Genomic DNA, 11,375 nt, shown 5'->3' with positions numbered 1-11,375 from the left:
TAGAGAGCCATGTTTGAAATAGTCTCTATATTTTAAGGCTTTTGAACTTACTTTTCCAGATTAGGGACACGCCCTAGCACAAGATAGGGCTTTTCTTATTTGTTGGCATTTTTACGAATGAAAAGAGTTCTTAGCTGTAATTGACCGGACGTGTTTTAAAGGTAAATTTTCTCGTTTCTAGGTTTTTATTGTTGATTAAAATATCAAAGCTTACCTGATAGTCGCTATTACCATACAAACCACAGTTTTGGCCTTTGCGATTACCGACTTCACAGCTCTTTAAGTTATCGGTAATAGGCAGTATGAAAGCCTCGTTTGCTGGTAACTGATAGGAAGTGCCTTTATGCGGATCATTATCTGTATCAATCATATTAATAGGAATATTGATATTTCTTTTGACATCTATAATCTTCACATTACTGACTTTGATAGTGTTTGCATCGGCCAATCTAATATGTACGGGGTGACCGATAGGGTCAGTAGCTAAGTTACGATTTGTGCCCTGCACAGGATTGGGAGATTCATTAAATAGCCCTGTTTTTACTCCTGTACTTGCGGCGCAAGGGTAGGTGATGATTTTATTGGCAATATCTTTAGGGGTTGTAATACTTCCTGCAATGCTTGTAACGAACAAATAACCTTTTGAAGTGTTGGCATCTTTTTCAAAAGGTGTATAAGTGACTAAGCCTGCGCCTGTGCTATTCATATTGGGATTTACCAGTGTCCGCATATGATAAGGGGCTGATAGCAGGCCGCGCGCCATATCTATTGCATGAGTATCAGGCGATAAGCTCAGACCATTCGAAGAATAGGCGGTTCTGTGAGAAATGTTTTCACCAGCGATATAGCTGCTATTTGGATAATTGGCAGCGATAAGGCGATCTTTAAAATTAACTCCAGAATAATAAGGATTGTTTATGCCCGTTGTTTTTTCTAAGCCCACCAGAGGTTGCTGGCTATGAGCATTAAAACTGCTCACATTGGCATTTGAGAACATATGCTGAATGTACTGGGCATGCTGAACTGACAAATGTTCTAAATCATTATCATACGACAGTCCGCCAAGCCTGCCGTTCTAAACTAATCAAGTTCATTCCGGCAATGGAGGCAGTAGGATGGTTTTTATTACTTACTGTACTGATAGGTATCGTTTCAGTTTTTTCGGCAGGCGTGCCTCCTACTGAAGGAGTATTTGTATCCTCTGGTGTTTCTTGTAGCTTTTCAGTAAGTGGTTTACCTTGTGACGTTTCGGTATCTGTTGGGAGTTTGCCGTCATTTTTTGATGGCTTATCGCTATTTGAATCACCGCTGCCACCGCCACCACAGGCAACCAGAAACGTACTTAATAATAAAATGCTAACCCTAATATTTTCACCCACTAGCTGCCCCTAAAGTTATACCCGCGTATCGGTCTAATAATTATTGTTGCTGATGATTTTAGCTATGTTAGCTTGTGCTTTTTAGCCTAACCTTATTATAAAGTAATCCTGCAATGAAAAATTCGTTTTAAATCGATATGACCTTAAGAGTACACCACTTAAGAATTTGTAGTTGACTCACTAAACAAGCATTAAAAAAGTCTTTTATAGAGTTATCTATAAAAGACTTTTTGAGTAAATAGGATAATCAGAATCTCATTCTTCAATATTTAAGAATAAATTACCACATTAAATCATCTGGAATGACATAAGCAGCATAAGGGTCATCTTCTGCCAGCTCAACCTCTGATTTGTCATTCGACACCACCATAAAGCCTTCGAGCTTGGAGTTGATACGGTCAGCCAATGGGCGAGGAAGCAGCGCGTAATCGTCTTCTAAGCGCGCAATCACCACATGACCCGCCACTATTTGATCATAGAGCTTTTGGGTAATATAAATCTTTTTAATTTTCGCATCGTCAATAAATTGATAGGTGACGTCACCCTGTATTTCTGTGATTTGGTGTTGCTTAATCATCTGAATAACATTGGCTCTTAGCATTTTTTCTTCCAAAATCTGCTGTTTTTCCTGATTAAGCTTTTGATCTTTTTCTATTTTTTTGGCTTGAGCGTCTGCCAAGGCTTTTTTGGCTTCAAGGTTTGAGGCGTCGCCAGTACGCTTGGCATGCTGCGACTGTTTACTGATTTTTTTGGCTTTTTTGCTATCCACCAATCCAGCTTTTAAGAGTTGTTCTTGTAGGGCGTTTTTGGCCATGTCTTTATTACCTAAGTGAAATTACCTAAATCGTAGCATTTAAAAAGTCATGGTAACAAATTTTGCGCAGTCATGTCATCACATTGAGCGGGCTAACCACTTATTAAAAGGATAGCTTTAATGATGGCCGCTAGAATTTTAACTAGGGTATGTCATCAATTAAGCTAAACGACATTGCTTGCTACCATTCAGCCTAATTATCTTAAGCAGAATACGCATATTAAACAATTTATCTTTATATCATTTTCATTGAAGACTTTCTATGTCAGGCTTAGATATCGCTCGCCACAAAATCACAAACAACGCATCAAAATCTTTGTTTATCGGCGTATGGCTCTGACGCATGATATGCATTAATCCTAGACGGCTAATAAATCCCATAAACACATCAAACAAAATATATAGCGGCACGCTGTCGTTCAATACACCGCGTTTTTGCCCATCTTCTAATACATCCAAAAATGCACCAATCAGATCTTTATTCTCATAAATAGCAATACTGCGAATACGTGATACCGATACCGAGGACAGTACCATCACTGCATCGGGATGAGTATCTACAAAATCAAAACACACCCAAAGCGTCTTACGCAATCGATCTTTCACGCTATCAATCCCTTGCAGATGATCCATGATTCGTTCAGCCAATCTGCCAAGCACGATATCCATAATGGTATTAAATAGGGTTTGCTTATCGCCAAAGTATTTGTAGAGGGTTTGCAATGACACGTTGGCAGATTTGGCAATTTGCGCCATCGTGACTTCACTAGGATCGAAGCCTGCGAACACTTTACGAACTGCTTTTTCAATCTTATCCAAGGTGGCAGGTCGCATATCTGCCAACGGTGCCAATTGATGAGGTGTCGTAAGGCTGTCCTTTGGGCTGACCCTTGTCATAAATATTTACTCCTATATATTTTGCTTGATTGAGAGTGAGTTTCTTTATTGAGCTTACAAAACATAATTATGGTAACTTATATTACCATTTAAATTAAACAGATTGAATAAAGTATTTTGATAACCTAGTATATTTGTCACGAGTTAATGTTTGTATCGATTTAAGGTTTTGTGCAAAGGGTAATTTAAATTACCATTAATTGCCACTCTTAATAAAACTTTAATTCCAGCACAATCAATTTAATTATATTTTTAATTTAAACCAAGGATGGATAGCATGAGTATTGAAGCCTTTGCCTCAAACTGGATGACCGAAGAACATAGTATGGTATATGACAGTGCTTTGAAGATGTTCCAAAGTTGGGAGTCTAAAGACGAGCAGTGGCGTGAAAATGGTATGATCGACCGTGAAGCGTGGAACGAAGCAGGCGAGATGGGCTTTTTATGTGCCTCTATACCAGAAGAGTACGGCGGCGGCGGCGGTAACTTTGGTCATGAAGCTGCTATTTTGTTAGCTCAAGCACAAGCGAACCAAGCGGGCTATGGCGGTATGGTACATTCAGGTATCGTTGCCCCTTATATCTATAAGCTTGGTACTGAAGATCAGAAGAAATCATTATTGCCTAAGATGGCTACTGGCGAATACGTCGCTGCTATTGCGATGACTGAACCTACCACTGGTTCTGACTTACAAGCTATCAAGACTTACGCGATAAAAGAAGGTGATGACTATATCATCAATGGCTCAAAAACATTTATCACGAACGGTCAGCATGCAAACCTTGTTCTACTAGCCTGTAAAACAGACCGCGAGCAGGGTGCTCAGGGCGTCTCACTTATCTTGGTCGAGACGGACGGTTTAGAAGGTTTCTCACGTGGACGTAACCTTAAAAAGACTGGTTTGGCTGGTCAAGATACCTCGGAGCTATTCTTTAGTAATGTGCGTGTGCCACAAAAAAACGTATTAGGCGGTATGGAAGGTCTAGGTTTCATACAAATGATGCAAGAGCTGCCACAAGAGCGTCTGATTATTGCCTTAAGTGGTTGCGGCGCTATGAAACTTGCTTTAGAGCTGACGCTTGATTATGTCAAGCAGCGCGAAGCCTTTGGTAAGCCGATTTGGAAGTTTCAAAACACGCGCTTCAAGTTAGCTGAAGTACAAGCTGATTATTTAGCGGTAAAAGCTTTGTGTGATTCTGCTGTTGAGGCGCAGATAGCGGGTAAGCTTACCGCAGCCCAAGCCTCATTAATTAAGTACTGGGTCACTGAAAAACAGTGCAAAACGATGGATGAGTGCTTACAGCTATTTGGTGGTTATGGTTATATGTCCGAGTATCCTATCGCTCGTATGTATGCTGACTCTCGCGTACAAAAAATCTACGGCGGCACTAATGAGATTATGAAGGAGTTGGCCTCACGCTTTATGTAATAGCGTTAGGTGAAACCAAGCCGCTGTATGTAAACCGCTTGATGCAAACCGCTGTATGCAGATAAATACATACCAGCCAATATACGAATGTTATTAAGCCAAATGTTATTAAGCATTGAATTGAGGAGAATATATTCTCCTCAAAACTTCATTATTTAACACATATCCAATGAAATATTAAAGGGATTTATTATGACCGAGACCGCTTATATCTATGATGCCATCCGCACCCCACGTGGCAAAGGCAAAAAAGACGGCGCTTTACATCAAGCCTCTCCCATTTGGCTGACTCGCACGCTACTCAAAGAGATGCAGCAGCGCCACAATTTAGACACCAGCTTGGTTGACGATGTGGTGCTCGGCTGTGTGACACCGGTTGGCGAGCAAGGCTCTGATATTGCCCGTATTGCTGTTCTTGATGCGGGCTGGGATCAAAGTGTCGCAGGGGTAACCTTGTCACGCTACTGCGCATCCGGTCTTGAGTCTATCAATCTTGCTGCTGCCAAAGTGATGTCTGGTATGGAAGACATGGTCGTTGCCGGTGGTGTTGAATCTATGAGCCGTGTGCCGATGGGTTCTGATGGCGGCGCTTGGTATATGGATCCCCGTGTCAATAATGCCACAAGTTTTGTCCCTCAAGGCGTAGGCGCTGATACCATCGCAACGCTAAAAGGCTTTAGCCGTAAAGACGTTGACGAGTTTGCATCAGAGTCACACAGAAGAGCCGCCGCCGCTTGGGAAAAAGGCTACTACGGTAAATCAGTGGTTCCAGTCAAAGATTTAAACGGTTTATTGCTATTAGACAAAGACGAAACTATTCGTCCAAACACTTCAGTAGAGACTTTAGCTGGCCTAAACCCATCCTTTATGATGCCAGGAAAAATGGGCTTCGATGGCGTTATTCTTGATAAATATACGACGATTGAAAACGTCAACCACGTACATCACGCTGGTAACTCATCGGGTATCGTTGATGGTGCGGCAATTTGCCTCGTCGGTAGTGCGGCTGCCGGTCAAAAAGCTGGTCTTAAGCCACGTGCCAAAATCACTATGGCATCAGTCATTGGCTCAGAGCCAGCTATTATGCTGACTGGTCCTACACCCGCTTGTAAAAAAGCCTTGGCTAAAGCCGGTATGACTGCTGCTGATATCGACCTTTGGGAGATTAACGAAGCCTTTGCTGCTGTACCGCTTAATACTGCGGATGATTTTGGCCTCTCGCTTGATATCGTCAACGTCAACGGTGGCGCTATCGCTATGGGTTACCCACTTGGCGCAACAGGCGCGATGCTGCTGACAACAGTGCTTGATGAGCTTGAGCGCCGCGACCTAAAAACAGCTATGATTACCCTATGTGTGGGTAGTGGTATGGGTATTGCGACTATTATTGAACGTGTATAGAACGTTAATAAAGCATTTATAAATAGCGGTTTTCAATGACCAATTGTACCGCATAATAAATTAAGAAGGACTGAATATGAGCACTAATAGCGTAGATGCCATCAATGCATTGAATAATTTTTCTGCCCAAGCCGATAACGGTATTATTACGGTCACTATCGATCAAGCAGATCGTAAGATGAATGTCATTGGTGATGGCTTTAATGACGCCTTTGCCGCATTGACTGATGCATTTGTCAACGACCAAGACGCAAAAGGTTTGATCCTAACATCTGGCAAGTCAACCTTTGTAGTCGGCGCAGATATTGATCAACTGGCCACTATTGAAACTGCGGAGCAAGCATTTGATTTGGTTGAGGATTTGAAAGCTAGTCTGCGTAAACTCGAAACTTCAGGTAAGCCTGTGGTTGCAGCGATTACGGGTACAGCGCTTGGTGGTGGCTTGGAGTTGGCTCTAGCTTGCCATTATCGTATCGCCATTGATTCGCCAAAAACCAAACTGGGTTTACCTGAAGTTAAGCTAGGTTTATTACCAGGCGGTGGTGGTACTCAGCGTCTGCCACGCTTGGTTGGTATTCAAAAAGCCCTTGAGCTGATGACGCAAGGCAAAGAGCTTCGCCCACAGCAAGCGCTAGAAATTGGCCTTATCGATGACGTGGCTCATGACAATGACGAGCTTATCAGTAAGGCAAAAGCGTGGATTAATGAAAATCCAAAAGTGCAGCAGCCATGGGATAAAAAAGGCTTCAAGATACCGGGCGGCGATAGCAAGCATCCTAACGTGGTGCAAGTGTTTTCAATTGCGCCCGCGATGGCCAATCAAAAGTCGCACGGCAATTATCCGGCTATTACCCACATCTTATCTAGTGTATTTGAAGGCTGTCTTACCGATATCGATAACGGTCTTAAAATTGAGTCACGCTTTTTTGTCGCCTGTGCGCTATCAGACGTGTCTAAAAATATGATTAATACCCTTTGGACGCAGCTAAATAGCATCAAAAAAGGTCAGTCACGCCCAGAAGGATATGAGCGCTCTAAAGTGAGCAAAGTCGGTATTCTTGGTGCTGGTATGATGGGTGCTGGTATCGCTTACGTCTCAGCTAAAGCGGGCATGGAAGTGGTACTGTTAGATACGGCTATCGAAGGTGCCGAAAAAGGCAAAAACTATTCTAGTAAGCTGCTCGATAAAGCTATCAGCCGTGGTCGTTCAACGGAAGAAAAGAAACAAACATTATTAGATCTTATCAAGACCACAACGTCTTATGATGATTTAGAGGGCTGTGATTTAGTCATCGAAGCCGTTTTTGAAGATGTAGAAATTAAAGCAGAATGTACGCGTAAATCTGAAGCCGTTATTCCAGACACTGCCGTTTATGCTTCTAACACGTCAACCTTGCCTATTACTGAACTTGCCAAAGCCAGCACGCGTCCAAGCCAGTTCATCGGTTTACATTTCTTCTCTCCAGTCGATAAGATGCCTTTAGTTGAGATTATTGTTGGCGAAGAAACCGATGATGTCACTTTGGCTAAAGGTTTTGATTATGTCGGTCAAATCGGTAAGACACCAATCGTTGTTAATGACAGCCGCGGCTTCTACACTTCTCGCGTTTTTGGTACTTACGTATCAGAAGGCATCGCGATGTTGAGTGAAGGCATTCACCCACGCAGCATCGAAGTTGCCGGCATGAAGTCTGGTATGCCCATGCCGCCACTGGCATTACAAGATGAGGTGTCACTAAGCCTGTCATTACATGTCATGCAGCAAACCAAGCGTGCCTTAGAAGCAGAAGTCAAAACCTTTACCCCACATCCTGCTATGCCAGTGGTAGAAAAAATGGTCAAAGAACTTGGCCGTGAAGGTAAAAAGGTTGCTAAAGGCTTCTATGACTATCCGCAAAATGGTGAAAAGCATCTATGGCCTGAGCTTACTGAACTGTACCCAACGACAGATGAGCAGCCGTCGCAGCAAGACTTGGTAGACCGCTTACTTTACGTGCAAGCCAATGAGACTGCAAAGTGCTTCGAGGAAAACGTGGTACGTACTGTGGCTGATGCCAACATCGGTTCAATCTTCGGTTGGGGCTTTGCACCAAACCAAGGTGGTACGCTGCAGTTCATTAATTCAGTAGGCGTCGATAAATTTGTAGCGCGTAGCCGCGAGCTTGCGAGCAAATACGGTGAGCGTTTTGCACCTGCTCAAATTCTTGTAGAGATGGCTTCAAGTGGCGAGGAGTTTGTAGATGGTTAATCAAGCTGATGCTATGAAAGACTGCCTACGGGGGCTGCGCGTCGTTGATTTGACGCGTAATCTCCCAGGGCCTTTTGCGACTAGGCTGCTTGCAGATTTGGGCGCGGATATTATTAAGATTGAACCGCTTAATGGCGATCCAGCCCGCGCTTTTGGCGAGCTGTTTACCGCATTAAACCATGGTAAAGAGACTCAGAAAGTTGATTTCCGTGATCCAACAGGTATTGAAGCTATCAAAGAGCATCTTAAAGATGCTGACGTGATGCTGGATAGTTTCCGTCCAGAAGTGCTTGAAGGTATGGGACTGGACGCTAAGACCCTGCATGCGATTAATCCAAAGCTGGTCATGGTATCTATTACTGGTTATGGCACTGCTGACCGCGATAACATCACTCATGACTGGGCGGCTAAAGCGGGTCATGATATCAACTTTATGGCGATGAGTGGCGTACTTGACCAGCTCAAGACGGCAAATGGCGATCAAGCAATGCCTAACATCCAGTTTGCAGATTTGGCAGGCGGCAGTGATACGGCAGTAATTGCCCTTTTAGCTGCTGTATTTTCAGCACAGCGTACGGGAAAAGGTCGTCACGTTGCGGTCAGTATGACTCACAGCTTGTATCAGCATCTGATCATGCCAAAAGCGACTGGTGAGTTGGTTGCGAGCTTTTCTGGCAAAAATCCAAAGCCGCAACATGATTTCTTAGGTGGCTTATTGCCTTGTTATCGGTTATACAAAACCGCAGACGGTCGTCATATGGCAGTCGGCTCCTTGGAGTTGAAATTTTGGCAAGGATTATGTGAGGTGTTAGAGTTGCCCGAACTCAAATCTAAACACTGGCAAATGGGCGTTATGCCTAATACCAAAGATAGCCAAGAGGCAGCACAAGTAGTTGCAGATACCTTTGCCAGTCAAGATCTTGCTCACTGGCAGAAGGTTTTTGAGACAGCCGATGTTTGTGTCACTCCAGTATTAACTTTAGAGGAGGCAAAAGCACATCCTTTATTTGCACACCAAGATGAGCATAGTGCGACATCAGGTTGGCAGTAAAATAGTGCACTAATGCTACTTTTAAAAAATTAATTGCCAAAAACCAAGGAAGGTTGATGATGAATAAGTTTTGGACCGAGAAGTATCCTGAGGGTGTCGCCAAAGACTTGCCTTATGTTGACCAATCCTTAAATGATTTCTTTGATGAAGTATTGGTTAAATTTGCGCCGCGCAAGTTCATGACCAACATGGGCGTCTCTTATACCTATCAGCAAGTCGATCAAATCGCAACAAGCATCGCCGCTTGGATTCAAAGTTTGGATCTACCAGCGGGTAGTAGCGTTGGGGTGATGATGCCTAATGTTAATCAATACTTGCCTATCGTCATCGGCACCTTGCGAGCGGGCATGGTGTTGACTCTGATTAATCCACTATATACTTCACGTGAGCTCAAGCATCAACTCAACGACGCTGATGCAAAGCTACTGTTTATACTAGAGCCTTTTTGTCATAGCTTAGCCGCTATCATAGATAAAACATCTGTCGAGACAGTCGTGGTCAGTGCTATTGGCGATATGTTGGGTATAGCCAAGGGTATTGTGGTTAATTTGGCAGCAAAATATATCAAAAAGGCCGTGCCTAAGTATGACTTGTCTGGCTGTACTAACTGTACAGAGGTGAGCTTTAAAACGGTGCTACAAAAAGGCGCGGATTTAAGATATACAAGGCCCGAAGTCAAGCCTGATGATCTTGCTATGATTCAATATACGGGTGGTACGACGGGTATGGCTAAGGGTATCTTAATTAGCCATCACAATGTCGTCTACGGTACTAAGCAATATAGCGAATGGTTTAAACCACTTAAGTATACGGATAACGATGGACAGCTGACATCAGTAATTGCCTTGCCGATGTATCATATTTTTGCTTTTATCATCTCTTTACTTGGGCTGCGTACGGGTCAGCACTTGCTGCTGGTTACCAACCCACGTGATATCGACACTTTTGTTAAGCTCCTTGCAAAAGAAGACTTTCATCTGCTACCAGCAGTAAACACATTGTTCCAGGCGCTACTCAATCATCCCAAATTCAAGGATTTGGACTTTTCTAACCTTAAGCTGTCACTAGCTGGCGGTATGGCGGCCACGCCTGAGATGGCACGTAAGTGGCTAGATACCACGGGCGTAACGATCATCGAAGGTTGGGGGATGTCTGAGACGCTCGGGGTAGGTACTGCTAATCCTCTGACCAATACAAACTTTACAGGTACCATCGGTATGCCAGTACCAGGCATTGACATGGTCATCTTAGGCGATGATGAAAATCAGCTGAATATCGGTGAAGTAGGCGAGATTGGTATTAAGGGCATGAACGTTATCAAAGGCTATCATAATCTCGATAACAGCAAATTTTTTACCAAAGATGGCTATCTGAAGACAGGTGATGTGGGCTCTATCGATGCAGAAGGCTACGTCAAGCTGTTAGATAGAAAAAAAGACATGATTATCGTTAGCGGCTTTAATGTATATCCTAATGAAGTCGAAGGCGTGGTCGAGATGCACCCTAAAGTTAGAGAGTGCTCAGTAGTGGGTATCGATGATGAGCAACAAGGTCAGGCGGTCAAGTTGTATGTCGTCACCGATGACAAAAGCTTAAAAAAAGAAGAGCTGATCGAGTTTTGTAAAAAGAACTTATCGGGATATAAATGCCCACGACATGTGGAGTTTATCGATGAGCTGCCCAAATCCACAGTGGGCAAGATATTGCGTCACAAGCTTAGAAAACAAGCTGCTGAAGCTTGATTGTCCTAAAACAAATGCTCAAAGTGTGTCTTAGTTTCATTAATGGCTGGCTTTTTATTTACAAGTCAGCTTTTATCAATGAGACTTTTTATAAGAATATTGAGAGTCGCAAACAGTTGATTAGCAATGGATGCTAATCGTTCAATTCTTCATGGAGGAAGTACAATGTCAAAACACAACTTGTCTAAAACCCCAATATTAACAACATCACCTGAATAAAACACTAAATAAAAAAGGTTGCTAATACTATGTAAAATATAGTGTTATCAACCTTTTTTTACTTCTATAAGAATTAGTCATACCTTACATGAATTTATAGTATTCCTATGACCATAATAGTGAGATAGTTTGCATCTAATAAATATTAAGCCAGTCTACAAAATAAAATTTCTTCATTGTTACACTCTCTTAAAG

Annotated in this window: 9 protein-coding genes; 5 read left to right on the top strand and 4 right to left on the bottom strand. The window is 42.9% G+C overall.

Annotated elements, in window-relative coordinates:
* Positions 1 to 130: 130 nt before the first annotated feature.
* The 4 genes from JMX13_RS05790 to JMX13_RS05775 form a co-directional block, all read right to left on the bottom strand.
* Positions 131 to 1,030 carry a CAP domain-containing protein gene (locus JMX13_RS05790; protein WP_201610799.1) on the bottom strand — a complete coding sequence of 300 codons (900 nt, stop codon included), beginning with the start codon at positions 1,028 to 1,030 and terminating at the stop codon, positions 131 to 133.
* A 16-nt stretch (positions 1,031 to 1,046) separates the two neighbouring features.
* Entirely contained in the window at positions 1,047 to 1,379 is a 333-nt protein-coding gene (locus tag JMX13_RS05785; protein WP_201610797.1) for a hypothetical protein, read from the bottom strand.
* Between the two features lie 280 nt (positions 1,380 to 1,659).
* Positions 1,660 to 2,193 (bottom strand): DUF2058 domain-containing protein, encoded by a 534-nt coding sequence (locus tag JMX13_RS05780; protein WP_201610795.1) that lies wholly within the window; start codon positions 2,191 to 2,193, stop codon positions 1,660 to 1,662.
* A gap of 246 nt (positions 2,194 to 2,439) precedes the next feature.
* Complete coding sequence (locus JMX13_RS05775; protein WP_201610793.1) at positions 2,440 to 3,090, bottom strand: TetR/AcrR family transcriptional regulator; 651 nt, start codon at positions 3,088 to 3,090, stop codon at positions 2,440 to 2,442.
* A gap of 277 nt (positions 3,091 to 3,367) precedes the next feature.
* Between JMX13_RS05775 and JMX13_RS05770 the strand changes: the two genes are divergently transcribed.
* The 5 genes from JMX13_RS05770 (at position 3,368) to JMX13_RS05750 (ending at position 10,961) form a co-directional block, all read left to right on the top strand.
* Positions 3,368 to 4,519 (top strand): acyl-CoA dehydrogenase family protein, encoded by a 1,152-nt coding sequence (locus tag JMX13_RS05770; protein WP_201610791.1) that lies wholly within the window; start codon positions 3,368 to 3,370, stop codon positions 4,517 to 4,519.
* A 192-nt stretch (positions 4,520 to 4,711) separates the two neighbouring features.
* Positions 4,712 to 5,920: an acetyl-CoA C-acetyltransferase gene (locus JMX13_RS05765; protein WP_201610785.1), complete on the top strand. Its 1,209-nt coding sequence runs from the start codon at positions 4,712 to 4,714 to the stop codon at positions 5,918 to 5,920.
* 76 nt (positions 5,921 to 5,996) lie between these two features.
* On the top strand, positions 5,997 to 8,168 hold the full coding sequence (locus JMX13_RS05760; protein WP_201610782.1) for a 3-hydroxyacyl-CoA dehydrogenase NAD-binding domain-containing protein: 2,172 nt from the start codon (positions 5,997 to 5,999) through the stop codon (positions 8,166 to 8,168).
* Positions 8,161 to 9,219: a CaiB/BaiF CoA transferase family protein gene (locus JMX13_RS05755; RefSeq protein WP_201610781.1), complete on the top strand. Its 1,059-nt coding sequence runs from the start codon at positions 8,161 to 8,163 to the stop codon at positions 9,217 to 9,219. The genes JMX13_RS05760 and JMX13_RS05755 overlap by 8 nt, the downstream gene beginning before the upstream one ends.
* Positions 9,220 to 9,275: 56 nt before the next feature.
* A complete protein-coding gene (locus JMX13_RS05750) occupies positions 9,276 to 10,961 on the top strand; it encodes an AMP-binding protein (RefSeq protein ID WP_227686228.1) in 1,686 nt (561 codons plus the stop codon).
* The last annotated feature ends 414 nt before the right edge of the window (positions 10,962 to 11,375 follow it).

Source organism: Psychrobacter immobilis, assembly GCF_904846285.1.
Lineage (GTDB): Bacteria > Pseudomonadota > Gammaproteobacteria > Pseudomonadales > Moraxellaceae > Psychrobacter > Psychrobacter immobilis_D.
Note: the sequence above shows the minus strand (reverse complement) of the source record. Positions and strands in the feature narration are given on the sequence as shown.

Bases quoted from the DNA above. Each gene is read 5' to 3' on its own strand.
- JMX13_RS05755 (WP_201610781.1), top strand. From the start codon at position 8,161: ATGGTTAATCAAGCTGATGCTATGAAAGACTGCCTACGGGGGCTGCGC.
- JMX13_RS05750 (WP_227686228.1), top strand. From the start codon at position 9,276: ATGATGAATAAGTTTTGGACCGAGAAGTATCCTGAGGGTGTCGCCAAA.
- JMX13_RS05760 (WP_201610782.1), top strand. From the start codon at position 5,997: ATGAGCACTAATAGCGTAGATGCCATCAATGCATTGAATAATTTTTCT.
- JMX13_RS05770 (WP_201610791.1), top strand. From the start codon at position 3,368: ATGAGTATTGAAGCCTTTGCCTCAAACTGGATGACCGAAGAACATAGT.
- JMX13_RS05780 (WP_201610795.1), bottom strand. From the start codon at position 2,193: ATGGCCAAAAACGCCCTACAAGAACAACTCTTAAAAGCTGGATTGGTG.
- JMX13_RS05765 (WP_201610785.1), top strand. From the start codon at position 4,712: ATGACCGAGACCGCTTATATCTATGATGCCATCCGCACCCCACGTGGC.
- JMX13_RS05775 (WP_201610793.1), bottom strand. From the start codon at position 3,090: ATGACAAGGGTCAGCCCAAAGGACAGCCTTACGACACCTCATCAATTG.